Origin of the sequence: Microbacterium immunditiarum (genome assembly GCF_013409785.1) — a bacterium.
In the GTDB taxonomy this organism is placed as follows: Bacteria; Actinomycetota; Actinomycetes; order Actinomycetales; family Microbacteriaceae; genus Microbacterium; species Microbacterium immunditiarum.
Window position 1 is genome coordinate 2,534,936 of sequence record NZ_JACCBV010000001.1, and the last position, 26,040, is coordinate 2,560,975.

Consider the following 26,040-nt stretch of genomic DNA (forward strand, 5'->3'; position numbering starts at 1 on the left):
CGGTCCCGCAGGCGTCGACTTCGTCGCGCCGATCACGTCGCTGTGGGTGCTCGAGACCGACGGTCCGCGGCGCGTGACGGATGCCGAGACCATCGACCTCGGGGAGGTCGGAAGCCACATCACCCCGCTCGGCGACGACTTCCTCGTGCAGGACCGCACGCGCGGGCGCGTGCGGTTGCTGCGCGTCACCCGCTCGGGTGCGGTGACGGAGGTGCTCGGTGGAGACGTCGAGGTGGGCGGCCATGACGCTGCGGGCGACCGGATCGTCGCCGCCGCCGCGACTCCCGAGTCGTACGGAGAGCTCTTCCTCGTCGACGGCGGCGCCGCCCCGCGCGTGCTGACGGCGTTCGGCGCCCGCGCCGCTGCGGCCGGGATGGTCGCTCCCGCCGAGACCACGGTCGACGCGCGAGACGGCTACCCCGTCCACGGGTGGATCGCCAAGCCCGAGGGCGAGGGGCCGTTCCCCGTCATCCTTCAGATCCACGGCGGCCCGTACGCCTCGTACGGCGTGCACCTCTTCGACGAGACGCAGGTGCTCGTGAACGCCGGGTACGCGGTCGTATACTGCAACCCACGCGGCTCAGCCGGCTACGGGCGCGAGCACGGGCGGAGCATCCGTCAGGCCATGGGCACCGTGGACTTCACCGACGTCCTCGACTTCCTCGACGGCGCCGTCGCATCCGACGCGGCGCTCGACGGCGGCCGCGTCGGCGTGATGGGCGGCTCGTACGGCGGCTATCTCACGGCCTGGGTGATCGGGCACGACCACCGCTTCGCCGGCGCGATCGTCGAGCGCGGGTTCCTCGACCCGACGTCGTTCCAGGGAACGAGCGACATCGGCTCGTTCTTCGGAGACGAGTACGTCGGGGTCGCCTCCGACGCGATCGCCCGCCAGAGCCCGATGGCGGTCGTCGACCAGGTGCGCACGCCCACGCTCGTCCTGCACTCCGAGCTCGACTTCCGGTGCCCGCTCGAGCAGGCGACCCGGTACTACAGCGCACTCGTGCGCAACGGCGTCGACGCGGAGCTGCTCATCTTCCCCGGTGAGAACCACGAGCTCTCGCGGTCTGGCCAGCCCCGCCACCGCGTCGAGCGGTTCGCGGCGATCATCGACTGGTGGGAGCGCAAGCTGCCGGTGAACACCGGATCCTGACGACCCATGCGATGGGCCCCCGGAACGCTCGGTTCCGGGGGCCCATCGCCGTTCGGGGTCAGGCGGCCTTGCCGAAGCGGAACGCGCGGACGATGTTCAGGATGCCGAGCACGATCAGCGCGATGCCGAGGAGCCACCACAGCACTGCGACGCCCCACACCGGCGAGAAGAGCAGGATGATGCCCGCGATGATGCTGAGGATCGCGAAGAAGATCGTCCAGCCCTTCGAGGCGGCGTCGCCGAGCGTCGACAGCGAGACGATGCCCTCGACGATCCACATGATTCCGACGAGGATCCCGAGGAACACCGCCAGCCACGCCGTCGTCGCACCGAGGTTGAACAGCGCCACGATGCCCGCGATGATGAACAGCACTCCGAGCAGGATGTGCCCGATGCGCGCCCAGCCGCCCTTCTGCTTCGAGAAGATGCCGAGGCCCGCGTACACGAGCCCCGCGGCGATCGCGTAGATCGCGATGATCGCGGTGACGACCATCGCCGTCTTCGCCGGCCAAGCGAGGATGAGGATGCCGACGATGACGGCCAGCACGCCGCCGACGCCGAGGGCGGTGCGGATGCCGTTGACTGCCGTTCTGTCGGCTGCGGATGCGGTGGACATTCACGACCTCTTTTCTGGGAATTCCCTGAGAAGGTTTGTGGGTTCAGACTAGACCCGCCGCCGGGAGAGCAGGCAAGGGTCAGCGCGTGTGTCGTGCCATCCGCCTCGTCTCAACGTGCCCTCGCGCATCGGTCCGCCGGAGCAGTAGCGTGTGCCTGCAGGCACTCGAGCACGGAGGTGCGCATGGCGGTGTTCTCGAGGGGGTTCGGCGCGCGACGTCGTGAGAGCGATGAGCGGCTTCCTCCCGGACAATATCTGACCGAGGACTTCCCGGTGCTGTCGGCGGGTCCGACTCCGCGGGTGGAGCTCGACGAGTGGCGGTTCGCGATCCGCAACGAGAACGGCGCCACGAAGGCGTGGACGTGGGACGAGCTCATGGCCCTCCCGATCGAGGAGGTCACGACCGACATCCACTGCGTCACGCGCTGGTCGAAGCTCGGCACGCACTGGCGGGGCGTCTCGATCGACACCCTGTTCGAAGGCATCGAGACGGACGCCGGGTACGCGATGGCGCACTCGTACGGCGGCTACACGACGAACGTCCCGATGGAGGACCTCCTCGAAGGCAAGTCCTGGGTCGTGTTCGAGTTCGAAGGCGAGCCGCTCGATCCCGAGCACGGCGGACCCGCTCGGCTCATCGTGCCGCACCTGTACTTCTGGAAGAGCGCCAAGTGGGTGCGCGGCCTCACCCTCATGGAGCACGACGCGCCGGGGTTCTGGGAGCAGAACGGCTACAACATGCACGGCGATCCGTGGACGGAGGAGCGGTACTGGTGATCGTCGGCGATTGGCGTCCGGCCACGATCTCGGAGGTCGCCGACGTCACCCCGACGGCGCGCGTGCTGCGGGTCACCGTGCCCGATTGGCCGGGCAGCGAACCGGGGCAGCACGTCGATGTGCGCCTCACGGCCGAGGACGGATACCAGGCCGTCCGCTCGTACTCGCTCGGGTCGTACGGCGACGGCGACGCGATCGAGCTCGCGGTCGACGAGGTGCCCGAAGGCGAGGTCTCGCCCTACCTCGTGCGGGACGTGCAGCCGGGCGACATGCTCGAGGTCAAGGGGCCGCTGGGCGGATACTTCGTGTGGCGGCCCGGGGGAGCGAACCCCGTGCAGCTCATCGCCGGCGGGTCGGGCATCGTCCCTCTGGCCGCGATGGCGAAGGCGAGGGCGGATGCCGGCACCGGCGTCCCGTTCCGGCTGCTGTACTCGGTGCGACGACCCGAAACCGCGATATATCGCGATGAGCTGGAACGCCTGGCGGGCGACGGGGGACTGGACCTCACGTGGGTCTACACCCGCGGCGGACCGCCGGGATGGGCCGGCCGCGTCGGTCGCGTCGACGACGAGGTGATCACGTCGGCGGTGTGGCCGGTCGACCGGATGCCGGACGTGTTCGTGTGCGGGCCGACGTCGTTCGTCGAGCACGTCGCCGACGCGCTCGTGAGGCTCGGGCATCCGGCGGCGAAGATCCGGACCGAGCGCTTCGGAGGTGCATGATGCGGGCCGAGAACGCGAGTTCGGTCGTCGACGGCAACGCGATCGCGGGGCTGCTCGCCGAGCTCTTCGCGCAGGACATGACGATGATGACGGGGACGTGCGGCGGATGCGGCGCCGCCGAGCCGCTCGCACAGAGCGTCGTCGAACTCGACGAGATCGCCGCGATCGTGCGGTGCCGCTCGTGCACGCACACGCTGTTCACCGTGCTCCGCGACGGCGAGAGGCTGCGACTGCGGATCGGCTCGCTCGTGACGCTCGAGGGGCCGTGAGAGGCGCATCCGCTGGACTCTGTCGGCGGTTCGTGACAGCATCGCCACCGTGACGAGCGACCCCGAGGCACTCCGGCGACTGCATGAGATCGCACTCCTGCGGCGCGTGCGCGACCGCATCGATCGCGAGTTCGCCCAGCCGCTCGACGTCGAGGCGCTCGCGCGCGGCGTGAACATGTCTGCCGGTCACCTCAGCCGCCGGTTCCGCGCGACGTATGGGGAGTCGCCCTACTCGTACCTCATGACGCGTCGCATCGAGCGCGCGATGGCGCTGCTGCGTCGCGGAGACCTCAGCGTGACCGAGGTGTGCTTCACGGTCGGCTGCTCCTCCCTCGGCACCTTCAGCACGCGCTTCACCGAGCTCGTCGGCATGTCGCCCAGCGCGTACCGGCGTTGGGCCGCCGAGTCCATCGACGGCGAGCTGCCCTCGTGCCATGCGAAGCAGGTCGTCAGGCCGATCAGGAATCGAGAAGCACGCGAGGTGCCCGCCGGTTAGCGTGGCGGCATGGACATCAAGATTCAGTACGCGTTCCTGCCGCACACCGACGCCGACGCCGCCCTCGCCTTCTACCGCGACGCGCTCGGGTTCGAGGTGCGCAAGGACGTCGGCTACGAGGGCATGCGCTGGATCACGGTCGGACCCCTCGGGCAGCCTGAGACGTCGATCGTGCTGCATCCGCCGGCCGTCGACCCGGGCATCACGGATGCCGAGCGCCAGACGATCCTCGAGCTCATCGCCAAGGGGAGCTACGCGTCGGTGACACTCTCCACCGACGACCTCGACGGCCTGTTCGAGAAGCTTCAGGCGTTCGGCGCCGACGTGCTGCAGGAGCCCACCGATCAGCCGTACGGAGTGCGGGACTGCGCGTTCCGCGACCCGGCCGGCAACATCCTCCGCATCGACCAGCGCGCCTGACCGCGCCAGCCCACCGTGTCGGCCGGGGTCGATAGGCTCGACCCCGCGCCGACGAGCTCAATGGATGGAGACCGATGACCAGCGCCCCCGCGTCCGCAGCATCCGCCGCGCCCCTCGCCGACAGCCACGAGCTGATCCGCGTGCGCGGCGCCCGTGAGAACAACCTCAAGAACGTCGACGTCGACCTGCCGAAGAGGCGCCTGACCGCCTTCACGGGCGTGTCGGGCTCGGGCAAGAGCTCGCTCGTGTTCGACACGATCGCCGCCGAGTCGCGCCGGCTCATCGACGAGACCTACAGCGCGTTCGTGCAGGGCTTCATGCCGTCGGTGCCGCGTCCCGACGTCGATGTGCTCGAGGGGCTCACGACGGCGATCATCGTCGACCAGGAGCGGCTGGGCGCCAATCCGCGGTCGACGGTCGGCACCGTGACCGATGCGAACGCGATGCTGCGCATCCTGTTCAGCAAGCTGGGGGAGCCCTACATCGGCGGCCCGACGGCGTTCTCGTTCAACATCCCGACGCAGAAGGCCAGCGGCGTGATGGTCGGGCCGAACGGCGAGAAGAAGATCGTGAAAGAGGCGATCTACCTCGGCGGCATGTGCCCGCGCTGCGAGGGGCGCGGAGCGGTGTCCGACATCGACCTCTCGCAGGTGATCGACGAGACGAAGTCGCTCGACGAGGGCGCCATCATGGTGCCCGGCTACACCGCGGACGGCTGGATGGTGAAGGGCTTCTCCGCGTCGGGGTTCTACCCGGCCGACAAGCCGATCAAAGACTTCACCGAGAAGCAGCGCCACCTCTTCCTCTACGGCGAGGTCACGAAGGTCAAGATCCAGGGGATCAACATGACCTACGAGGGCCTCATCCCGAAGATCACGAAGTCGATGCTGTCGAAGGACCTCGACGCGCTGCAGCCGCACATCCGCGCCTTCGTCGAGCGTGTGGCGACGTTCACCACCTGTCCCGAGTGCGACGGGACGCGCCTCACCGAGGGTGCACGATCGTCGAAGATCGACGGGGTCAGCATCGCCGACGCATGCCGGATGCAGGTAACCGACCTCGCAGAATGGGTGAAGAGCCTCGATCGCCCGGGGGCGGGCCCGCTCCTCGACGCGCTTCGCGCGAACCTCGAGGCCTTCGTCACCCTCGGACTCGGGTATCTCAGCCTGGAGCGTCCTTCAGGGACCCTTTCCGGGGGAGAGGCGCAGCGCATCAAGATGCTGCGGCACCTGGGATCGTCGCTCACCGATGTCACGTACGTCTTCGACGAGCCGACGATCGGCCTGCACCCGCACGACATCCAGCGCATGAACGAGCTTCTGATCCGTTTGCGAGACAAGGGCAACACGGTGCTCGTGGTCGAGCACAAGCCCGAGATGATCGCCATCGCCGACCATGTCGTCGACCTCGGCCCGGGTGCGGGCGCGAGCGGGGGAGAGATCTGCTTCGAGGGAACCGTCGAAGGGCTCCGCGCGAGTGGCACGCTGACGGGCCGGCACCTCGACGACCGCGCATCGCTGAAGCCGTCGGTGCGCCGGGCGAGCGGCGTCATCGAGATCCGCAGGGCTGACGCCAACAACCTGCAGAACGTCGACGTCGACATCCCGCTCGGCGTGCTGACGGTCGTCACCGGCGTCGCCGGCTCGGGCAAGAGCTCGCTCATCCACGGGTCCGTGTCGAAACGCGAAGGCGTCGTCGCGATCGACCAGGGTGCGATCCGGGGGTCGCGTCGCAGCAACCCGGCTACGTACACGGGAATGCTCGAGCCGATCCGGAAGGCGTTCGCGAAGGCGAACGGCGTCAAGCCGGCCCTGTTCAGCGCCAACTCCGAAGGCGCGTGCCCGACGTGCAAGGGCGCCGGCGTGATCGTGACCGAGCTGGGCTTCATGGACACGGTCGAGACGCCGTGCGAGGACTGCGGCGGCAAGCGGTTCCAGGCGGCTGTGCTCGACTACAAGCTCGGCGGCAAGGACATCACCGAGGTGCTCGATCTGCCCGTCAGCGAGGCACGGCAATTCTTCGCGGAGGGCGAGGCGAAGATTCCGGCCGCCGTGGCGATCCTCAGTCGCCTCGAAGACGCCGGGCTGGGTTATCTGACGCTCGGGCAGCCGCTGTCGACGCTGTCGGGTGGTGAGCGTCAGCGCATCAAGCTCGCGATCCAGATGGGCGAGCCGGGCGACGTGTACGTGCTCGATGAGCCGACGACAGGTCTCCACCTGGCCGACGTCGAGAACATGCTGGCGCTGCTGGACCGCCTGGTCGACTCCGGCAAGTCCGTCATCGTGATCGAGCACCACCAGGCCGTGATGGCCCACGCGGACTGGATCATCGACCTCGGCCCGGGCGCGGGGCACGACGGCGGGCGGATCGTGTTCGAGGGAACCCCGGCCGACCTCGTAGAGGCGAAGTCGACTCTGACAGGCGAGCATCTGGCGGAGTATGTCGGAGCGTGAGCGAGAAGTCGTAGGTACAATAGGTACATTCGATCGACCAGGCCGAGGGAGGGGGAGCGATGACCACAACGATCTCGAGCCGCGAGTTCAACCGCGATGTCAGCGCCGCGAAGCGCGCCGCAGAGGACGGCCCGGTTGTGATCACGGATCACGGGCGCCGGTCGCACGTGCTGCTCACCGCCGAGGAATTCGATCGACTCACGGGCGGCACGGAGTTCGTCGGCGACCGATTGCGGATGCCGCGCGGCGAAGCCATCGATCTCGAACTGCCTGACCGCACGACGGCCGAGCTCAGAGTCCCTGAGCTGTGAGGTACCTGCTCGATACGAACGTGATCAGCGACGCGCGCGTCGGGCGGTCGCCTCAGGTGGCCGACTGGATCGCGCGTCAGCGAATCGCGGACCTCGCGATCAGCTCCATCACAGTGCTCGAACTCGAACTCGGTGTGCGACGCAAGGAGCGTCAGGACGAGCGGAGCGGACGTGCGCTGCGTGAATGGCTGGACGAAGCGGTGCTTCCGCTGTTCGACGGTCGGGTGCTTGCCGTGGACGAGAGAGTCGCACGAGCCGCCGGGGGTCTTCACGTGCCGGATCCGATGCCGGCGATGGACGCCATCATCGCTGCGACGGCGATCGTCCACGGCCTCATCCTCGTCACTCGCAATCGCAATCGCAAAGACATGGAGCGCACGGGCGTCGCGATGCTCGATCCGTGGGTCGATGCCTGATCATCCCAGAATGACCTCGCGCCGATAATGCACATTATGTCAACTCGACCAGGCATTATTGCACTAGATGAAATCGGGGCTACTCCCCTCGCCGCGCCGCTTGAGGATCGGCCGTCGCCGCTCGGTTCAACCCTCTGACCTGGGGTTTGTCGAATGTGGGTGCGCGGCTCGACAAGACACGGTCAGTTCTCTCGACCCGGTCGGTCACGCGAGACAGCATCGCGGCACGACTGGGAGGACACCGCAATGACCAGCGATGAGACACGGCACCAACCGACCCCATTCGCGCAGTCGATCCCGGTGTCGGCGACGGTTGAGAACCAGGCCAAAACGACGGGCGAAAACTAGGCCACCGATTCGTCGTTTCGTCAGTCTGCCGGATCTTGCGTCTTGATGCTGGGGAGGCTGTCGATGCCTCGTCCGCGGAGCCGGTAACTGGCGCCCTTCAGCGTGAGCACGTCGGCGTGGTGGACGATCCGGTCGATCATCGCGGCGGCGACGGCTTGGTCTCCGAAGACGCCGCCCCAGCCAGAGAACGGCAGGTTGCTGGTGAGGATCAATGAGGCGTGTTCGTAGCGGGATGAGACGAGCTGGAAGAAGAGGTTTGCGGCGTCTTGCTCGAACGGGAGGTAGCCGACTTCGTCGACGATGATCAGCCCGTAGCGTCGTAGCCGGGCGAGTTCCTGCGGGAGCCGGCCCTGCCGGTGAGCGTCGGTGAGACGGGTGACCCAGTCCGTCGCGGTCGCGAACAACACCCGGTGCCCGTGCCTCGCGGCAACGATCCCGAGAGCGGTCGCGAGATGAGTCTTGCCGGTTCCGGGCGGGCCGAGCAGGACGACGTTCTGCGCCTCGAGGAGGAACCCTCCGGAGGCGAGTCCGGCGATCTGCTGACGGGCTGCCGGCTGAGCGTCCCAGTCGAAGTCCTCGAGAGTCTTCCGGGCGGGGAACCCGGCGGCTTTGATCCGCAGCTCCGCGCCAGACGCGTTCCGCGCTGAGACTTCGCGTTCGAGGACGGCGGCGAGGTAGTCCTCGAACGACCAGCCCGCGTCCCGTGCTTGGGTGGCCATCCGGCCGGCCGCTTCAGTGATCCTCGGTGCTTTCAGCGCTCCGGCGAGATAGGTGATCTGCTTGACGGCGTCGGTCTGCTTGGCGGCCATCAGGCGACTCCCTCGATCCCGAAGGCGCGGTCGTAGTCAGCGAGATCCCTGGTGAGGTCGTCTCCGACGACGGCAGGGCGGGGCTGCTGGAACTGCTGCCGCAACCGTCGCGCCGTCTCGACATGAGCCGGGTCCGTGACGATGCTTCCGCGCGCCCAGACCCGGGCGTGGTCGGCGACGACGCGCCCATCCATCCTGACTCGGACGCGGTCCAGGTCTGCGGTCACGTCAACGATGCGGCCGATCGCTTGCGGGTCGACGGAGTAGTCGGACGCATCGAGGCGGACGTAATAGTCCCGGCCGAGCCTGACCCGTTCCCGCCAGCCCAGCTGCAACGGGATCGGCGGCAACGGCAGCATCCTCGAGCGGTCGTGCTCGATCAGATCGACCGGACGTGCCTTGATGGTCCGCACGACCCTGCCGTTCGCGTTCTCCAGCCAGTCGGCGAGCTGGGCGTTGAAGTCCGCCGGTGAGGCGAAGGCCCGGCCGGGCATGAACGAGGTCTCGAACCAGCCGTTGCGCCGCTCGACGATCCCCTTCGACTCCGGGTCGAAGGGGCGCAGCTGCACGACCTTCGCCGCGAGGGTCCCCGCGAATGCGGCGACGCCTTGCGCGAGCCGCCCCTTCTGACCGATGCCGGGCTCGTTGTCCCAGATCAGCCGTCGCGGCACCGCCCCTAGTTGCTGGATCAGCTCCCACGACCCGAGCAGCAGATCCTCCGTCTTGCGCGTCGGGATCATCCTCGCGGTCACGAACCTCGAATGCGCCGCGACGATCACCAACACCGGCAGCAGCACCGCCGTGCCGTCCTCGAGCGGGATCTTCCGGGGCGGGAACCACAGGTCGCACTGCGCCGCATCACCCGCTGCCCAACTGAGCCGATCAGCGGGATCGACCGGGCGGTGCTCCGGCCGCAGCCGACGCACGTTCTCCCGGAACCAGGTGATCGACCCCGACCACTCAAGCCGCTCCGCGATCACCGTCGCCGGCATCGACGGATGCTCCGCCAGCAACGCTCTGACTCTCGCCTCGAACGGCGAGAACGACGTCGGCTGCAGCGGCCGCTGATACCTCGGCGGCCGGTCAGACCGCACCGCCGCCGCGACCGTGTCCCGCGCGATACCGAGATCTCGAGCAACCTGACGCTGCGGAACACCGTCCGCGACAAGCCGCCTGATCAACGCCCAATCTTCCAAGGAGATCACCCACCCAATCTGGTCCGGGTGGCCTAGTTTTCAAGCGTCGTTTTGGCCGGGTTCTGGAGCGTCGTCGACACCCGGCCATTCCCGCTCACCATTGAGCGGCCACTCCTTCGGGATCGCGACGTCGACAATACTCAAAGTGATATTGCTCGTCACCAGTAGTGCATGAATGAGCCCCGCTTCCGGTCGCAGCCGCCCTCCTCTGCGGAAGAGGGGCCGGTGTGAAGAGGGGTGCACGCACTGCCCCGATAATGTGGCATCCGTGCCGGCATCCGATTATGTCCGCGAGCTCCGCGCTCGAATAGGAACCGATTATGTCCTACTCCCGGGCGTGACCGCCGTGGTTCAGGTTGACGACCGTTTCCTGGTCGCGCGACAGCGCGACTCTGGGCTGTGGAGCCTGGTCGGCGGGAGCATCGAGCCCGGCGAGGAGCCCGAAGCCGCTCTCCTCCGCGAAGTGCGCGAGGAACTGGGCGTGCCGGTTGCGGTCCGCGGAATCGTGGGCGCCTACGGCGGAGCCGCCCTCGAGACGAGCTATCCGAACGGCGATCGCGTCGGCTACGTCACGATCGCCTACCGCTGCGAGCCGGCCTCGACCGACTTCGCGCTCGAGCCGTCCGAGCTCATCGAGACGCGCTGGGTCACACAGGCCGACATCGCCGGGCTCGACCGCCACCGATGGATCGACGACGTTCTCGAGGACGCCGTCCGCACCGCGCCATAGGATTGCCGCATGAGCGATGACGTTCGGAACATCGACGACGCCTTGTCCCGCATCACCGCCTACTGGCAGCCCCACCGCCTCACCAGCATCAATGACTACGACGTGAAGGTCGTCAAGATCCACGGGGAGTTCGTGTGGCACGACCACCCCGACACCGACGAGCTCTTCATGGTCCTGAACGGCGAACTGATCATTCAGCTCCGCGATCGCGATGTCGTCCTCGGCCCGAACGACGTGTTCGTCGTCCCCCGCGGCGTCGAACACCGCCCGAAGGCGGATGAGGAGGTCCACGCGCTCCTGTTCGAACCCAAGGGCACCGTGAACACAGGCTCAGCGGGCGGGGAGATGACCTCTCCCCTGCGGGAGCTGCCGTGAGCAGTCCCGTGCAGCAGAGCGCTCACACGCGTGACGACCGCAACGTCCCCAGCGATCTCTGGACGGCCCGAGACGCCGAGGCATACGACTCGCCCGACGACCCCATGTTCTCGCCGGAGTTGCTCGAGCGCACGACGCTGTTCCTCGCGGAGCTCGCACAGGGCGGCCGAGCACTCGAGTTCGCGATCGGGACGGGTCGTGTGGCCGTTCCCCTGCAGTCCCGCGGGGTCGAAGTGTCGGGCATCGAGTACTCACCCGCGATGGTCGAGCAGCTGATGAAGAAGACGAAGACCATCCCGACCGCGATCGGCGATATGGCGACCACTCGCGTGGACGGAGAGTTCTCGCTCGTCTACCTCGTCTACAACACGATCGGAAACCTCTATACCCAGGACGCCCAGGTGGAGTGCTTCCGCAACGCCGCCCGGCATCTCCGGCCCGGCGGTCGATTCGTCGTCGAGGTCCTCGTGCCGCAACTTCGACGCCTGCCCCCAGGACAGAATGCGGTCCCCTTCGATGTTTCAGAGCAGCACCTCGGCTTCGATACGTACGATCTCGTGTCGCAGCGCGCCATCTCGCACCACTACCGGAGACAATCCGACGGCAGCTACCGGTACAGCCCGCACAACTACCGATACGTCTGGCCGTCGGAACTCGACCTCATGGCCCGGATCGCGGGCTTCGAGTTGGAGGGCCGATTCGGGGATTGGGACAGGACGCCGTTCTCCAGCGAGAGCGACTCGCACATCTCCGTCTGGCGTCTTCCCGAGAGCTGACTCGGCGAAGCCAGAACCGACCCCGCACGGAAACAACGGAAACAGCAGAGGCCCGGGCGGCGGGTCATGCCCAGGCCCGGGCCTCTGTGACGACTCAGACGTACGGGTCGTCGTCGGTCGTCGCCGTGCTCTGGCGCGTGACCCGCTCGCCCGCGGCGGGGTCCACAGCGGTGCGCGTGACCGTGTCGGATCGCCGGCGGCGCATGAGGAGCACCAGCCCCACGATGAAGACGACGACTCCGGCGCCCATCAGGATGTATCCGATCAGGTCGAGGTTCACCCACTCGGTCTCGACGTTGACGGCGAACGTCAGGATGGCGCCGATGGCGAACAGCGCGATTCCGGCTCCGATGCTCATGCGAGCTCCTTTCCGGGGTCCGGGGGTCACCCCTCCCCTGCTGCGGGCTGTTTTGGCCCGCAATCCACGATTCCGGGTCGCCTCGATCGGACCCAAGGGGTTGACAAATCGCGGATGCTCCGGTTCCGGCTGCCTCCTCGGGTGTGCAGAACTCCACGGATGTGCGCTCGTCACCGGTATCCGAACAGACCCGCCACCCGGGACCGCCGCTGATCCCTGAAGTTCTGCACGTGAGGCTTCGTTGCTCGCGAATAGGGTGTGAGAAGACCCCGGAAGGAGCCGCTGTGCCACCCACTCCCCTCGCCATCTCGGAGGAGGTGCGCGACGCGATCGAGCGCGGCGCGCCCGTGCTCGCGCTCGAATCGACGATCTTCACGCACGGGCTCCCGCGTCCGCGCAACATCGCGGTCGCGCGCGAGGCCGAGGACCTCGTGCGCTCGCTCAGGGTCGTGCCCGCCACGATCGGTGTCGTCGACGGGCGCCCGACCGTGGGCCTATCCCCCGACGAGATCGAGCGCCTCGCGACCACAGACGGCGTCATGAAGGCGAGCCTGCGGGACCTGCCTCTCGCGATGGCGAAGGGGCTCAGCGCCGGCACGACGGTCGCAGCCACCGCGTTCCTCGCCGATCGCGCCGGCATCCGTGTCTTCTCGACCGGAGGGCTCGGCGGCGTGCATCGAGGCGCGCAGCAGACGTTCGACGAGTCGGCCGACCTGCCTACCCTGGCCGCACTCCCCCTCGTGCTCGTGAGCGCCGGGGTGAAGTCGATCCTCGACATCCCGCTCACGCTCGAGCGTCTCGAGACCCTGAGCCTCGCGGTGGTGGGCTATCGCACGACGGACTACCCGGGGTTCTACATCTCGGATTCCGGATATGACCTGGACTTCTCGGTGGACTCTCCCGGAGAGATCGCGCGAGTCGTCGAGGCGCGCGACAGTCTCGGCATCAGCTCCGCCCTCCTCGTCGCGAACCCCGTCGGCGCCGAGCGCGAGCTTCCGCGCGAACTCCACGACGACGTGCTCACGCGTGCCCTCGACGAAGCGCACCGGCTCGGCGTGAGCGGCCACGACACGACGCCATTCCTGCTGGACTTCGTCCAGCGCGAGACCGGCGGACGAAGCCTCGACGTGAACGTCGACGTCTACCGCGGCAACGTCGAACTCGGCGCACGCATCGCCGCCGCCCTCTCGACCACTCCCCTCTCCCCCGCCGGCTGATGCTGCTCACGATCGGCGACCTGATCGACGACGTGCTCGTCCGGCGCGCGGGTGGGCTCGAACGCGGCACCGACAACGTCGCCACGATCCGTCACGCGCGCGGCGGAAGCGCCGCGAACGTCGCAGCAGCGGCGGCCGCATCCGTCGCCACTCGATTCATCGGGTGCGTGGGCGACGACCCCGCGGGCGATGCACTCGTGCGAAGGCTGGAGCAGGCCGGAGTCGATGTCCGCGTGCAGCGGGGTGGGCGCACCGGGACGATCGTCATCCTCGTCGACGACGAGGGCGAACGTACGATGATCACCGATCGCGGAGCTGCGGCTGAGCTCGGCCCGATCGATCCGGCCTGGCTCGACGACGTCGAGTGGGTGCATGTCCCGCTGTACGGGTTCTCGACGGAGCCGTCGCGCTCCGCGGTCGTCGAGGCGATCGACCGGATGCTTCGGCCACCGGTCCGCGTGAGTCTCGACCTCTCGAGCGTCGCCACGATGCGCGAGCTGGGCACCCGCGAGCTGCGTGCCCTCATCGCGCGCGTCCGCCCCGACGTCGTGTTCGCGAACCGCGACGAGGCCGCATGCGCGGGGGCCCTCGCCCTCGACCTTTCGTCCGTCGAGGCGTACATCGTCAAGCGCGGCGGCGAGCCCGTGGTCGTCACGGTGGGCGGCGACGAGGTGCACGTTGCGGTGGAGCCCGTGGAAGGTCTCATCGACTCGACGGGTGCCGGCGACGCGTTCGCCGCCGGGTACATCGCGACCGCGATGAGCGGAGCGGATGTGGCATCCGCCGCGCGAGCCGGTGCAGACCTCGCCCGTCGGGCGCTCACCGAGCTCGGCGCGCTCTAGCTCGACGACGGGCGCGGATGTCGGCGGCCGCCGCTACCGTGTCGGCATGCATCGCGTGGTCTACTACACCGCAACGACTCTGAACGGATTCCTGGCAGACGACAACCATTCCCTCGACTGGCTCTTCGCTGTTCCGGGCGGCGAGGGCGGCGACGCCGACTTCACGGCGTTCCTCGACGGGATCGGAGTTCTCGTGCAGGGCTCGTCCACCTACGAGTGGGTCGTCGAACACGAAGACCTCCTCGCGCACCCCGAGAAGTGGCCGAAGTACTACGGCGATCGCCCGACCTACGTCTTCACGAGCCGTACGCTGCCGGATGTGCCGGGTGCCGACATCCGGTTCATCACGGGCGATGTGAAAGATGCCTGGCCCGAGATCCGCGACGCGGCGGGCGATCGTGACGTGTGGGTTGTCGGCGGGGGCGACCTCGCGGGTCAGTTCGCCGATGCGGGGCTGCTCGATGAGATCCGCGTGTCGGTCGCGCCCGCGACGCTCGTGTCCGGCAAGCCGCTGCTGCCTCGCAACCTGGGCTCCGATCGCTTGACGCTGCAGGCTGTGCGGCAGATGGGCCAGTTCGCCGAGCTCACCTTCTCGATCTCGAGCTGACGCTGCGCCCGCGAGTCACCCCGGCACGCCGACTCCCGCCTCCGCCTCGCGCTTCGGTCGGTCGCGCGGCCACAGCACCAGCAGCGCGAGGACAGCCAGCGCCGACCCGATGAGAGTATCGAGCAGCCGGTGCGCCGCCCACTCCGTGACGGCGCCGCTCGGCAATCCGACGAACATGATCGCGCCGATCGAGCTCAGCGCGGCTCCGTACGTCGGGTACCTCTCCTGCGCCGCGATCCCGACGATGAGCGCGACGACGGCGATGGCCGCCAGGGCGATCGTCGGAACCACGAGCGCGAGCAGGCCGACCGCGACAACGCCGACGACGGTCCCTGCGATCCGGGTGATGAGCACCGAGGTGGGCGGCTTGCCCGTCGGAAGGAGGATCGTGAACGCGGCGAGGAAGATCCAGTAGGCATCCCGTCCACCGAAGGCGCTGAAGCCGAGCATCGCCACGGCGAGCGGAATCGCCCGTCGCACCCCGTCGCGGAAGTGCTCATCACGCGCGCGCAGCGCGTGGAGCATCCGCACACTCAACGACTCCTCCGACCGCGGCAGCCTCGCGAGCCGGCCCTTCGCGCGGAACAACGCCGATACGAATCCGACGACGACACCGACCGCCGCTCCGGCGGCGACCACGCCGAGAAGGTCGGAGACACCGCCCGCACGCTCGCCGCCGAGGACGCGCACCGACGTCGCGAAGGCGAACGTGAAGGAGCCCACGAGGCCGAGTCCGGCCCCGAGCGGCCCGCCCGCGGCAGCGAGCGACGAGGAGAACACGATCGCGCCCATGGCGACCGCGGCCAGCACCGGGATCGGCGAGGTGAGCACCCCCAGCCCCGCGCACACGAGCGCGACGAGACCGGTCATGAGCGCGACCAACCCGGCGACCGCGGCGGGCACGCGCGCGCCCACACCGGCCACGAGCCCCGCGCACAGTCCCCCGAGCATCGCGGCCGGCGTCGGGAAGAACGGCAGCAGCACAGCAACCCCGACGATCAGCCCGATGAGGATGTGGACGGCGAACGACACGCTCCACGCGGCATCCGTCGCGCCGAAGAGGCGCGAAGCCCAGTGGCGCGACGGCACCCTCATGACGAGGCTGTCTCGTGGGGTGACGGTTCGACCGTCACCCAGTCCGGGTGTTTGGGCTCGCGTCCGTCGCCCGATGAGGTGCGCGTGAGGCGACGTCGCACCCACGGCCCGACGTGCGCGCGATAGTACGTGGCTCCGCGCACCGCCGCGGGCGGCAGCTCCGGCAGCGACCACCACTCCTCCGGTGGATTCAGCCCGAGCGCTTCGAGCACGCGCGCGGCGACGCGGTGATGACCGCGCGCGTTCATGTGCAGGCGGTCCTCCGACCAATACGGCGGCGTCGACAGCTCGCGATCGGGCCAGTTGAGGGCGCGCACGACGTCCGGCCGCTCGCTCACGCGCGCGACCACCGCCGCCGAGAGCAGGTCCCCGCGCCGCTGGATCACGCGGCTGAGCGGCAGCTGCGCCGAGGGGTTCGCCCCCGACAGGAGGATCAGCGTGACGCCCTCGTCGTCGCAGCGCTTGAGCACGAGGCTGAACGCGTCGGCGACGCTCGCGATAGACGTGCGCGGGCGCAGCATGTCGTTGCCGCCCCCGTTGAACGACAGGTGCGTGGGCTTCAGGGCGAGAGCCGGCTCGAGCTGCTCTTCGACGATCGCCCACACGAGCTTGCCGCGGATGGCCAGGTTCGCGTACTCGATGGGTTCGCCCGCGGCATCCGCCCACCCCTGCGCGACGAGGTCGGCCCATCCCCGCACGCGCCCGTCGGGAAGCTCGTCGCCGACTCCTTCGGTGAACGAGTCGCCTATGGCGACATATCGAACGGATGCCACGGCCCTCAGCCTACGGCGGCTCAACGGTCGTCGAGCGACCGTCCGCGCCGGTCGACGAGACCCCACGCACTCGCGGCTGCGATCACGAAGAACAGCGCGAACACGATGAACAGCACGGGCGCGCCGCCGAAAGCGAGCAGCGGCGGCACGGACAGCGGGGCGACGATCGACGCGATGCGGCCGACGCCGGCAGCCCACCCCGAGCCGGTCGCGCGCAGCGAGGTCGGATACATCTCGGGCGTGACGGCGTAGAGCGCGCCCCACGCGCCGAGGTTGAAGAACGACAGCGCCATGCCCGCGGCCAGCACCGACCACTCCGCGCCGGCCGTCCCGAAGAGGATCGCCGAGACAGCCGAGCCCGCGAGGAACACCGACAGTGTCAGCCGCCTCCCCCACACCTCGATGAGCCACGCCGCGGCCGCGTAGCCCGGGAGCTGCGCGAGCGTGATGACGAGCGTGAAGCCGAACGACCGCACGAGGTCGTAGCCCTGCGCGACCAGGATCGACGGGATCCAGATGAACGCACCGTAGTACGAGAAGTTCACGCAGAACCACACGAGCCACAGGCACGCGGTGCGCACGCGGAACTCCGCGGACCACAGCGCTCCGAGTCGCTCGCGCGCGGTCTGCGCGGCGGGCGGCAGCTCGATCGGGCCGGTCGTGAGGCGTCGGGGCGCCTCGGCGGTCACGGACGACGACTCCTCGAACGCGCGGATGACGGACTCCGCCTCGTCATGGCGACCGCGCCGCTCGAGCCACCGCGGCGACTCCGGGAGCCCCCACCGCACGATCAGCGCGTACGCCGCGGGGATCGCACCAAGCGCGAACGCCCAGCGCCAGCCGGCGTCGGATGCCGGGATCACAAGGAACCCGATGAGCGCCGCCGCTGTCCAGCCGATGGCCCAGAACGCCTCGAGGATCACGATGAGCCTGCCGCGCATGCGCGCGGGCGCGAACTCGCTCACGTACGTCGACGCCACCGGCAGCTCGGCGCCGAGTCCGAGCCCGACGAAGAAGCGCAGGATGAGCAGCAGCACGATGCCGCCCACGAGCGCGCTCGCACCCGTCGCGACGCCGTACACGAGGAGTGTCAGCGCGAAGACCTGGCGGCGCCCGAAGCGGTCGGCGAGCAGTCCCCCGAGCGCGGCGCCGACCGCCATGCCGACGAAGCCCATCGACGCGATCCACGCGGTCTCTTCGGGCGCCAGGCTCCATTCCTGGGCGAGCGCGGCAAGGATGAAGGAGATGAGCCCGACATCCATCGCGTCGAGGGCCCACCCGATTCCCGAGCCGGTGAGCACACGAAGGTGCGCGCGCGTGAACGGCAGGCGATCCAGCCTCTGCGACAGCGACGCGGCCGTGGCGGGCGTGGGTGGCGTCGGGACCGACATGAGTGAATCGTAGAGCCGTGCGGGCCGCCGTCGCGCGCTGTGCGAGCATTTCGCGCACCATGGGCACGACGCGCGTGCCGTACAGCTCGATCGAGCGCATGAGCTTCTCGTGGGCGAGCGTGCCGTTCGAGTACTTGAGGTCGAAGCGAGCGATTCCGAGCGTGCGGATCGTGTCGGCGATCTTGGCCGCGACGGTCTCCGGCGAACCGACGTACAGCGCGCCCTCCGGCCCGACGTCGTGCTGGAAGCGCAGGCGGTTGTACGTCGGCCAGCCGCGCTCCTTTCCGATCGTGTTGTACATGCCCTCGAACGACGGGTACGCCTCGTCCCACGCCTGCTGGTCCGTCTCGGCGATGTGACCCGGCGAGTGGACCGCCACCGGCAGCGGGTCGTGTCCGAAGGACGCCACCGAGCGGTGGAACAGATCGACGAACGGACGGAACCGAGCCGCAGGACCGCCGATGATCGCGAGCGTCAGTCCGAACCCATACCGCGCCGCGCGCACGACCGACTCGGGCGAACCGCCCACGCCGACCCACACCGCGAGGCCGCTCTCGGTCTTCGGGTAGACGTCGGCGTCGGTGAGGGCCGCACGCGTGCGGCCCTGCCACGAGACCGGCTTCTCGGTGACCAGCTGCGAGAAGAGGTCCAGCTTCTCCTCGAAGAGGATCTCGTAGTCGGCGAGGTCGTACCCGAACAGCGGGAACGACTCGATGAACGAGCCGCGCCCGAGCGTCACCTCGGCGCGCCCGTTCGAGACCGCGTCGAGCGTCGCGAAGCGCTCGTACACACGCACCGGGTCGTCGGACGAGAGCACGGTGACGGCGGTGCCGAGACGGATGCCGCGCGTGCGCCCCGCGGCGGCCGCGAGCACGATCTCGGGACTCGAGACGGCGAACTCGCGCCGGTGATGCTCCCCCACCCCGAACGAAGCGAGCCCGAGCTCGTCGGCGAGCACGGCCTCCTCGACCATGTTGCGGATCACCTGGGCCCCGGTCAGCCGGTTTCCCTGCTCGTCGAGAGTCACATCGCCGAATGTGTCGAGCCCGAAGGCGACGTCATCCGCAGTGGAGGGGGTGTCGGGCTGGTTGGTCATGAGCATGGTCTCCTTTGCATTCACGCGCATGCAACATGCCGCGCACAGTGCGCATTCCCGACGGACTCGCGACCGACCGCCGGACCAACGGCCTCCCCCGCCGGCGAGGGCGTCGGCGTACCTTGGAGGCATGGCCATCTTCGCGGACCGCGCCGACGCGGGGCGAGTGCTCGCCGCCGCATTGGAGCGCTGGAGGGGAACGGATGCCATCGTCTTCGGCATCCCGCGAGGCGGAGTCGTCGTCGCCGCCGAGGTCGCGCGTGTGCTGTCGCTGCCGTTGGCGGCGGTGGTCGTGCGCAAGCTCGGCGCCGCTCACCACGAGGAGTTCGCCGTCGGCGCGATCGCCGAGGACGTGCGCTTCATCAGCCCGGAGGCCGTGCGCACGGGTTTCACAACACCCGACGAGCTCGCCGCCGTCGAACAGAGGGAGCGCGAGGAGCTCGCCCGGCGGACGCGGCTGTTCGGGGCATCCGCCATCGACGTCTCGGGGAGGACCGCGCTCGTCGTCGACGACGGCATCGCGACCGGGGCGACCGCGACCGTCGCCTGTCGCTCGCTGCGGGCGCGAGGCGCATCGACCATCGTGCTCGCCGTTCCGGTGGCACCGGTCGACTTCTCACCAGAACAGGAGGCCGTCGACGAGTACGTCTGCCCCAACCGCGTCCGCGATTTCTGGGCCGTCGGGCAGTTCTTCCGCGACTTCCGCCAGACCACCGACGACGAGGTCATCAGATTGCTGGCCGCGTCGAGCGGCGGCGCGGAGGCGGCCGCGGGAGACACGACGGCCGGTGCCTGACCCCGCAACGGGGACCAGGAACCGGCCGTCGCGGGGATCAGCGCGCGAACGCCGCCCGCAGCGTGTCGAGGCCGACGCCGCCGAGGTCGAGCGCGCGCTTGTGGAACGCCTTGATGTCGAACGCGTCGCCCTGCGCCGCCTTGACGTCGTCGCGCAGCTGCTCCCAGATGCGCTGGCCGACCTTGTAGGCCGGAGCCTGTCCGGGCCAGCCGAGGTAGCGGTTCACCTCGAACATCACGAACTCGTCGGACATGTTGACGTTGCGGCGCATGAACGCCAGTGCGTAGTCCGCGTCCCATGTGCCCTGGCCATCGGGGCGCGGCTTCTCGAGGTGCACGCCGATGTCGAGCACGACACGCGCGGCACGCATCCGCTGCCCGTCGAGCATGCCGAGACGATCGGCGGGGTCGCTCAGGTAGCCGAGCTGGTCCATGAGCCGCTCGGCGTACAGCGCCCATCCCTCTGCGTGACCGCTCGAGCCGGCGAGCAGGCGCCGCCACGAGTTCAGCTGCGCGCGGTTGTACACCGCCTGTGCGATCTGCAGGTGGTGTCCCGGGACGCCCTCGTGGTACACGGTCGTGAGCTCTCGCCACGTGTCGAACGAGTCGACGCCCTCGGGGACCGACCACCACATGCGGCCGGGGCGCGAGAAGTCGTCGGTCGGACCCGTGTAGTAGATGCCGCCTTCCTTCGTGGGGGCGATCATGCACTCCAGGCGACGGATGGGCTCGGCGATGTCGAAGTGCGTCTTGCCGAGCTCTTCGATCGCGCGGTCGCTCGTCTCCTGCATCCAGCGCTGCAGGGCCTCTGTGCCGTGCAGCTTGCGCTTCTCGTCCTGTTCGAGGAACGCGACGGCTTCTTCGACGGATGCCCCGGCCTTGATCTCGTTCGCGATGGCCTCCTGCTCGGCGACCATGCGCGCGAGCTCCTCGACGCCCCACTCGTACGTCTCGTCGAGGTCGATCGTGGCGCCGAGGAAGCGGCGCGACTGGAGGGCGTACAGCTCGCGGCCGACGGCATCCTTCTCGGATGCGACCGGCGCGAGCTCGTTGCCCAGGAACGCCGCAAGCTCGTCGTACGCGACGCGGGCGCTGCCCGCCGCGTCGGAGAGGTCGCGGGCGAGCGAGGCGGGGAGCTGTCCTTCGCTCGGGTTCGCCTCGCCGACGAAGGTCGCGAAGAAGCCGCTGTCGGACGTGTAGCGCGCGATCTGCGTGACGACCTCCGTCACCTGCCGCCGCGCGGGAACGACGCCTTCGGCGATCCCGGTGCGCAGCGTCGCGATGTAGCCCTCGATGGCTGCCGGGAGCGCGCTGAGACGCTTCGAGATCACGGACCAGTCGTCGACCGTGTCGGTCGGCATGAGGTCGAACACCGAGCGGATGTCCTGCGGAGGCGACGCGATCACGTTGAGGTCGCGCTTCGGCCATCCGGCCTCGTGTACATCCAGCTCGAGCTTGAGCTGGCTCGAGAGGTCGTCCTTCGTGACGAGGTCGATGTCGTCGACCGGCGTGGCCGCCTCGAGCTCCTTGAGCGTCTTGCGCGCCGCGTCGAGGACGCGCTCGACGCCTTCGGGCGAGTAGTCGCCGAAGCGGTCGTTGTACTCGGAACGGCCGATGTAGGTCGCGATCGTCGGTTCGAGCTCGGCGAGCGTGTCGACCCAGGTCTCGGCGATCTTGTCGATCTCCGTGGGAGTCCGTGGTTCAGTCATGCCGTCCAGCCTAGGGGGCAGGGGGCGCGGCGAAGCCGCCGACGAGCGTCAGCGAGTCCTCGCGGGGACCGCCCCGCGACCAAACAAGCAGGGGGCGCGGCGAAGCCGCCGACGAGCGTCAACGAGTCCTCGCGGGGACCGCCCCGCGACCAAACAAGCAGGGGGCGCGGCGAAGCCGCCGACGAGCGTCAGCGAGTCCTCGCGGGGACCGCCCCGCGACCACGGAAAAACCGCTTGCGCCTAGTGACCGGCCTCGTTCCAGTCGGCGCCGCGGCCGATCTGAACGTCGAGCGGGACCGTCAGCTCCGCGGCATCCGCCATACGTGATCGGACGATGCGCTCGGCCGCGTCCCACTCCCCCGGCGCGACCTCGACCACGAGCTCGTCGTGGATCTGCAGCAGCACGCGCGACCGCAGACCCTCGGCGACGAACTCGTCGTGGATGCGGAAGAGAGCGATCTTCATGATGTCGGCCGCGCTGCCCTGGATCGGCGCGTTGAGGGCCGCACGCTCGGCGTTCTCGCGCAGCACGCGGTTGGGGCTCGTGAGGTCGGGGAAGGGCCGGCGGCGACCGAAGATCGTCTCGGTGTAGCCGTCGATGCGCGCCTGCTCGACCGATGAGCGCAGGTAGTCGCGCACCGCGCCGAACCGCGCGAAGTACTCCATCATGAGCTGCTTCGCCTCGGACTGGTCGATCCGCAGCTGCTTCGACAGGCCGAACGCCGACAGGCCGTACACGAGCCCGTACGACATCGCCTTGACCTTCGTGCGCATGAGCGGCGTGACGTCTTCGGGGGCGACGCCGAAGACGCGCGCGCCGACGTAGCGGTGCGTGTCTTCGCCCGAGTTGAACGCCTCGATGAGGCCGGGGTCGCCCGACAGGTGCGCCATGATCCGCATCTCGATCTGCGAGTAGTCCGCGGTGAGCAGCGCCTCGTAGCCCGTTCCCACTTCGAACGCGGCGCGGATGCGGGCACCCTCCTCGGTGCGGATCGGGATGTTCTGCAGGTTCGGGTCGGTGCTCGAGAGCCGGCCGGTCTGGCTTCCGGTCTGCAAGTAGGTGGTGCGGATGCGCCCGTCGGGCCCGATCGCGGTGTCGAGCGACTCGATGATCTGACGCAGCTTCGTCGCCTCGCGGTGCTGCAGCAGCAGGTCGAGGAACGGATGCGGGTTCGTCTCCTGCAGGTCGGCGAGCACCGCGGCATCCGTCGAATACCCCGTCTTGGTCTTGCGGGTCTTCGGCAGCTGCAGCTCTTCGAAGAGCACCTCTTGCAGCTGCTTCGGCGAGCCGAGGTTGACCTCGCGCCCGATCGCGGCGAACGCCTGCTGCGCGATCGCATCGGCGCGCTCGCCCAGCTCGCCCGAGAGCGCCGCGAGCTTGTCGTGCGAGACGGCGACGCCCGCGAGCTCCATGCCGGCGAGGGTGACGAGCGTGGGCAGCTCGATGTCGGTGAGGACGGATGCCACGCGCGCCGGCAGCTCGACGCGCAGGGCGTCGGCGACCCGCAGCGTGAACCACGACACCTGGCCCGGCGTGGCGCCCTCGGTCTCGGGCACGAGCTGCGTCGGATCGGACTCGGGAAGGCGCTCGCCGAGGTAGCGGTCGACGAGATCGGACAGCGTCTTGTCGGGGAAGCTCGGACGGATGAGCCACCCGGCGAGGATCGTGTCGAACGCGAGCCCGCCGACGTCGACGCCGGCACGGCGCAGTGCCTTCAGCTGCGGCTTCGTGTCGCTGAACACCTTCGGTGCGTCGGACGCGAACCACGACGCGATCGCCTCGGCGACCTCGGGAGTCCACGTCATCTCGACCGCCGCCTCGAGGGTCGCGAAGCCGACGCGGCGCGGCAGCCCGCCTTCGATCGTGACGGTCACGCCCACTTCGCCGGCCGCAGCTGCGAGCCAGTCGGCGAGCTCGGTCGGCGACGGCTCGGCCGACTTCGGCATCGGCGGCACTTCGGCCGTCGACTGGGTCGTGCCCGCCGCCCCGTCGAGCCCCGCCGCTTCGAAGACGCGCGGCAGCAGGGTGCGGAACTCCAGCCGCGAGAAGATGTCGCGCACCGCCTGCGCGTCTATCGGCTTGACCTCGAGGTCGGCCGGCCCGACCGGAAGCTCGACGTCGCGCAGCAGCCGGTTGAGCGCGCGGTTGCGCTTGACGGCTTCGAGGTGCTCGCGGAGGTTGTTGCCCACCACGCCCGTCACCTTGTCGGCGTTCGCGAGCAGCTCGTCGAGCGACCCGAACTGGTTGAGCCACTTCACCGCTGTCTTCTCGCCGACCTTCGGCACGCCCGGAAGGTTGTCGCTCGTCTCGCCGACGAGCGCCGCGATGTCGGGGTAGTTCTGCGGCGGCAGGCCGTACTTCTCGATGACGGCCTGGGTGTCGTAGCGCTTGAGCTGCGAGACGCCCTGCACGTTCGGGTACAGCAGCGTGATGTCATCGTCGACGAGCTGGATCGTGTCGCGGTCGCCCGAGCACACGAGCACGCGGAAGCCCTGCTCCTCGCCCTGGGTCGCGAGCGTCGCGAGGATGTCGTCGGCCTCGATGTCTTCGAGCGAGAGCACCGGGATGTTCATCGCGGCGAGGCAGTCCTGCAGCAGCGGAATCTGCCCGCGGAACTCGGCCGGGGTCTCGGAGCGGTTCGCCTTGTACTCGGGATACTCGCGCGTGCGGAAGGACTGACGCGACGTGTCGAAGGCCACGGCCATGTGCGTCGGCTTCTCGGCCTTGATCAGGTTGATCAGCATCGCGAGGAAGCCGTAGATGCCGTTCGTGTGCTGGCCGTCCTTCGTCGAGAAGTTCTCGACAGGGAGCGCGTAGAACGCGCGATACGCGAGCGAATGACCGTCGACGACCAGGAGGGTGGGCTTTGCGGAGTCCGTCACCCTGCAAGCCTAGCCAGGGCCGGTGACACCGAATCCGTGCTGTGGAGGCGTCTCACTTCTTGGGAGCGAGCTGCTCGATGATGGCCTTCGCGACGTCCTGCATCGTGAGGCGACGGTCCATCGACGCCTTCTGGATCCAGCGGAACGCCTCGGGCTCGGTGAGGCCCATCTTCTCGTTGAGAAGGCCCTTCGCGCGGTCGACGAGCTTGCGCGTCTCGAACCGCTCGACCATGTCGGCGACCTCGGCCTCGAGCGTGATGATCTGCTCGTGACGGGCCAGCGCGATCTCGATCGCGGGCAGCAGATCGTTGGGCGTGAACGGCTTCACGACATAGGCGAGCGCGCCGGCCTCGCTCGCGCGCTCGACGAGCTCCTTCTGGCTGAAGGCTGTCAACAGCACGACGGGTGCGATGTTGTTCTTGCTGAGCTTCTCAGCGGCGCTGATGCCGTCGAGCTGCGGCATCTTGACGTCCATGATCACGAGGTCGGGACGCAGCTCGGTCGCGAGCTGAACGGCGGTCTCGCCGTCTCCCGCCTCACCCACGACATCGAAGCCGTTGTCGCGCAGGATCTCGACGATGTCGAGCCGGATGAGCGACTCGTCTTCGGCTACGACCACTCGGCGCGGAGCGGCGGACGACGCTGCAGGCTGCTCGTTCTCAGTCACCTTTGAATCCTAAGGTATGGTCAATCGAAGCGCGCAGCGGCCGGTGTGGCGGAATGGCAGACGCGACCGACTCAAACTCGGTTGCCCGAAAGGGCGTGTGGGTTCGACTCCCACCACCGGCACGTGCGAGACGGGGGCGGCCATCGGCTGCCCCGTTGCGCACGTGCGGAAGTCGGGCTCGGGAAGGGCTCACTTGTGGGTGGGCCCACGCGGCCGGAGGCTCCGCGCGGCGCGAAGCGACGCGTGGAGGGGCCGTGGGGACGACTCCCACCACCGGCACTCCTCACGACGGATGCGTCGGTCGAGGCATCCGTCGTCTGTCGTCGCGCTACGCGCCGAAGTACTGGTGTCCGAGCGCCTTGCTCTTGAGCGCCTCGAACTCGCCCTGGGTGATGGTTCCCGCGTCGAGGAGCGCCTTGGCCTGCGCGATGTCTTCGGTCGGACTCGCGGATGCCGCGGGCCGGTAGTCGTCCGTTTCGGGAACGACTCCGCCGCGTGCGGCCGCCGAGCGCTCCGCCAGGCCCTTGCCACGCGCGATCAGGTACACGAGCGCCGTCAGGAAGGGCAGGAAGACGAGGAAGATGATCCACACCGCCTTCCACCACCCGTTGAGCTTCGTGTCACGGAAGAGGTCGGTGATGATGAGGATCACCACGTAGATGTAGGCGACGAAGTAGAACGCCCACAGCAGGTACCAGAAGAAGTCCCAGAAGAACATGTCCCACCCTCTCGACAGACGT

At 68.8% G+C, this 26,040-nt stretch carries 27 protein-coding genes, 1 tRNA gene and 1 pseudogene; 17 read left to right on the forward strand and 12 right to left on the reverse strand.

Going from position 1 to position 26,040, the window contains the following annotated elements; genetic code table 11:
- Positions 1-46 precede the first annotated feature (46 nt).
- Entirely contained in the window at positions 47-1,153 is a 1,107-nt protein-coding gene (locus BJ991_RS18930; protein WP_425487534.1) for an alpha/beta hydrolase family protein, read from the forward strand.
- Positions 1,154-1,211: 58 nt separating this feature from the next.
- Here BJ991_RS18930 and BJ991_RS11795 read toward each other — a convergent pair whose 3' ends face one another.
- Positions 1,212-1,769, reverse strand: coding sequence for an HdeD family acid-resistance protein (locus BJ991_RS11795; RefSeq protein ID WP_179490219.1), 558 nt, complete (start codon positions 1,767-1,769; stop codon positions 1,212-1,214).
- Between the two features lie 183 nt (positions 1,770-1,952).
- On the opposite strand from BJ991_RS11795, the gene BJ991_RS11800 reads away from it, so the two are divergent.
- From BJ991_RS11800 to BJ991_RS11835, 8 genes are all read left to right on the forward strand, one after another.
- Entirely contained in the window at positions 1,953-2,546 is a 594-nt protein-coding gene (locus BJ991_RS11800; protein ID WP_179490221.1) for a sulfite oxidase-like oxidoreductase, read from the forward strand.
- Entirely contained in the window at positions 2,543-3,268 is a 726-nt protein-coding gene (locus BJ991_RS11805; protein WP_179490223.1) for an FAD-binding oxidoreductase, read from the forward strand. Before BJ991_RS11800 ends, BJ991_RS11805 begins: the two co-directional genes overlap by 4 nt.
- Entirely contained in the window at positions 3,265-3,537 is a 273-nt protein-coding gene (locus BJ991_RS11810) for a DUF6510 family protein (protein ID WP_246301090.1), read from the forward strand. Before BJ991_RS11805 ends, BJ991_RS11810 begins: the two co-directional genes overlap by 4 nt.
- Positions 3,538-3,586: 49 nt before the next feature.
- Positions 3,587-4,033 carry a helix-turn-helix domain-containing protein gene (locus BJ991_RS11815; protein WP_179490225.1) on the forward strand — a complete coding sequence of 149 codons (447 nt, stop codon included), beginning with the start codon at positions 3,587-3,589 and terminating at the stop codon, positions 4,031-4,033.
- Between the two features lie 9 nt (positions 4,034-4,042).
- On the forward strand, positions 4,043-4,453 hold the full coding sequence (locus tag BJ991_RS11820; RefSeq protein WP_179490227.1) for a VOC family protein: 411 nt from the start codon (positions 4,043-4,045) through the stop codon (positions 4,451-4,453).
- A 74-nt stretch (positions 4,454-4,527) separates the two neighbouring features.
- Complete coding sequence (locus tag BJ991_RS11825; protein WP_179490229.1) at positions 4,528-6,906, forward strand: ATP-binding cassette domain-containing protein; 2,379 nt, start codon at positions 4,528-4,530, stop codon at positions 6,904-6,906.
- Positions 6,907-6,965: 59 nt separating this feature from the next.
- Complete coding sequence (locus tag BJ991_RS11830) at positions 6,966-7,217, forward strand: type II toxin-antitoxin system Phd/YefM family antitoxin (protein ID WP_179490231.1); 252 nt, start codon at positions 6,966-6,968, stop codon at positions 7,215-7,217.
- Positions 7,214-7,633 carry a PIN domain-containing protein gene (locus BJ991_RS11835; protein WP_179490233.1) on the forward strand — a complete coding sequence of 140 codons (420 nt, stop codon included), beginning with the start codon at positions 7,214-7,216 and terminating at the stop codon, positions 7,631-7,633. The genes BJ991_RS11830 and BJ991_RS11835 overlap by 4 nt, the downstream gene beginning before the upstream one ends.
- Positions 7,634-8,001: 368 nt before the next feature.
- On the opposite strand, the gene istB is transcribed toward BJ991_RS11835, so the two are convergent.
- Together istB and istA are read right to left on the reverse strand one after the other, a co-directional pair.
- Entirely contained in the window at positions 8,002-8,790 is a 789-nt protein-coding gene (gene istB, locus BJ991_RS11840) for an IS21-like element helper ATPase IstB (protein ID WP_179487034.1), read from the reverse strand.
- A complete protein-coding gene (gene istA, locus BJ991_RS11845; protein WP_179489685.1) occupies positions 8,790-9,995 on the reverse strand; it encodes an IS21 family transposase in 1,206 nt (401 codons plus the stop codon). Before istA ends, istB begins: the two co-directional genes overlap by 1 nt.
- A 328-nt stretch (positions 9,996-10,323) precedes the next feature.
- On the opposite strand from istA, the gene BJ991_RS18445 reads away from it, so the two are divergent.
- From BJ991_RS18445 to BJ991_RS11860, 3 genes are read left to right on the forward strand one after another with little or no spacing between them, the layout of a single operon-like run.
- Positions 10,324-10,716, forward strand: coding sequence for an NUDIX domain-containing protein (locus BJ991_RS18445; protein ID WP_343048737.1), 393 nt, complete (start codon positions 10,324-10,326; stop codon positions 10,714-10,716).
- A 9-nt stretch (positions 10,717-10,725) separates the two neighbouring features.
- Positions 10,726-11,091 (forward strand): cupin domain-containing protein, encoded by a 366-nt coding sequence (locus tag BJ991_RS11855; RefSeq protein WP_179490238.1) that lies wholly within the window; start codon positions 10,726-10,728, stop codon positions 11,089-11,091.
- Positions 11,088-11,867: a class I SAM-dependent methyltransferase gene (locus BJ991_RS11860; RefSeq protein ID WP_343048739.1), complete on the forward strand. Its 780-nt coding sequence runs from the start codon at positions 11,088-11,090 to the stop codon at positions 11,865-11,867. The genes BJ991_RS11855 and BJ991_RS11860 overlap by 4 nt, the downstream gene beginning before the upstream one ends.
- 94 nt (positions 11,868-11,961) lie before the next feature.
- On the opposite strand, the gene BJ991_RS11865 is transcribed toward BJ991_RS11860, so the two are convergent.
- Positions 11,962-12,225, reverse strand: a complete 264-nt coding sequence (locus tag BJ991_RS11865) for a DUF6458 family protein (protein WP_179490240.1) — start codon at positions 12,223-12,225, stop codon at positions 11,962-11,964.
- Positions 12,226-12,509: 284 nt separating this feature from the next.
- Here BJ991_RS11865 and BJ991_RS11870 point away from each other — a divergent pair, with 284 nt between their 5' ends.
- From BJ991_RS11870 to BJ991_RS11880, 3 genes are read left to right on the forward strand one after another with little or no spacing between them, the layout of a single operon-like run.
- Complete coding sequence (locus BJ991_RS11870; RefSeq protein WP_179490242.1) at positions 12,510-13,442, forward strand: pseudouridine-5'-phosphate glycosidase; 933 nt, start codon at positions 12,510-12,512, stop codon at positions 13,440-13,442.
- Positions 13,442-14,284: a carbohydrate kinase family protein gene (locus BJ991_RS11875; protein WP_179490243.1), complete on the forward strand. Its 843-nt coding sequence runs from the start codon at positions 13,442-13,444 to the stop codon at positions 14,282-14,284. Before BJ991_RS11870 ends, BJ991_RS11875 begins: the two co-directional genes overlap by 1 nt.
- A gap of 46 nt (positions 14,285-14,330) precedes the next feature.
- On the forward strand, positions 14,331-14,891 hold the full coding sequence (locus tag BJ991_RS11880; RefSeq protein ID WP_179490245.1) for a dihydrofolate reductase family protein: 561 nt from the start codon (positions 14,331-14,333) through the stop codon (positions 14,889-14,891).
- Positions 14,892-14,906: 15 nt separating this feature from the next.
- Here the strand turns inward: BJ991_RS11880 and BJ991_RS11885 are convergent, their stop codons facing one another.
- The 4 genes and pseudogenes from BJ991_RS11885 to BJ991_RS11900 all read right to left on the reverse strand — a co-directional run.
- Positions 14,907-15,986: an FUSC family protein gene (locus BJ991_RS11885; RefSeq protein WP_179490247.1), complete on the reverse strand. Its 1,080-nt coding sequence runs from the start codon at positions 15,984-15,986 to the stop codon at positions 14,907-14,909.
- On the reverse strand, positions 15,983-16,759 hold the full coding sequence (locus BJ991_RS11890) for a GDSL-type esterase/lipase family protein (protein ID WP_179490249.1): 777 nt from the start codon (positions 16,757-16,759) through the stop codon (positions 15,983-15,985). The genes BJ991_RS11885 and BJ991_RS11890 overlap by 4 nt, the downstream gene beginning before the upstream one ends.
- Positions 16,760-16,779: 20 nt before the next feature.
- Positions 16,780-18,150 carry an MFS transporter gene (locus BJ991_RS11895; protein WP_179490251.1) on the reverse strand — a complete coding sequence of 457 codons (1,371 nt, stop codon included), beginning with the start codon at positions 18,148-18,150 and terminating at the stop codon, positions 16,780-16,782.
- Positions 18,151-18,190: 40 nt separating this feature from the next.
- Positions 18,191-19,246 (reverse strand): annotated as a pseudogene (locus tag BJ991_RS11900) (LLM class flavin-dependent oxidoreductase); the annotation flags it as partial.
- Between the two features lie 130 nt (positions 19,247-19,376).
- Here BJ991_RS11900 and BJ991_RS11905 point away from each other — a divergent pair.
- Entirely contained in the window at positions 19,377-20,042 is a 666-nt protein-coding gene (locus BJ991_RS11905; RefSeq protein WP_179490253.1) for a phosphoribosyltransferase, read from the forward strand.
- A 37-nt stretch (positions 20,043-20,079) separates the two neighbouring features.
- Here BJ991_RS11905 and BJ991_RS11910 read toward each other — a convergent pair whose 3' ends face one another.
- From BJ991_RS11910 to BJ991_RS11920, 3 genes are all read right to left on the reverse strand, one after another.
- On the reverse strand, positions 20,080-21,750 hold the full coding sequence (locus BJ991_RS11910; protein ID WP_179490255.1) for a DUF885 domain-containing protein: 1,671 nt from the start codon (positions 21,748-21,750) through the stop codon (positions 20,080-20,082).
- A 240-nt stretch (positions 21,751-21,990) separates the two neighbouring features.
- Positions 21,991-24,633, reverse strand: coding sequence for a DNA polymerase I (gene polA, locus BJ991_RS11915; protein WP_179490257.1), 2,643 nt, complete (start codon positions 24,631-24,633; stop codon positions 21,991-21,993).
- Positions 24,634-24,685: 52 nt separating this feature from the next.
- The gene (locus BJ991_RS11920; protein ID WP_179490259.1) at positions 24,686-25,300 is read right to left on the reverse strand and encodes a response regulator; all 615 of its coding nucleotides are present in this window, start codon (positions 25,298-25,300) and stop codon (positions 24,686-24,688) included.
- Between the two features lie 39 nt (positions 25,301-25,339).
- Between BJ991_RS11920 and BJ991_RS11925 the strand changes: the two genes are divergently transcribed.
- Positions 25,340-25,422: transfer RNA gene (locus BJ991_RS11925), tRNA-Leu, on the forward strand.
- 206 nt (positions 25,423-25,628) lie between these two features.
- Here BJ991_RS11925 and BJ991_RS11930 read toward each other — a convergent pair.
- The gene (locus tag BJ991_RS11930) at positions 25,629-26,018 is read right to left on the reverse strand and encodes an SHOCT domain-containing protein (protein ID WP_179490261.1); all 390 of its coding nucleotides are present in this window, start codon (positions 26,016-26,018) and stop codon (positions 25,629-25,631) included.
- Positions 26,019-26,040 lie beyond the last annotated feature (22 nt).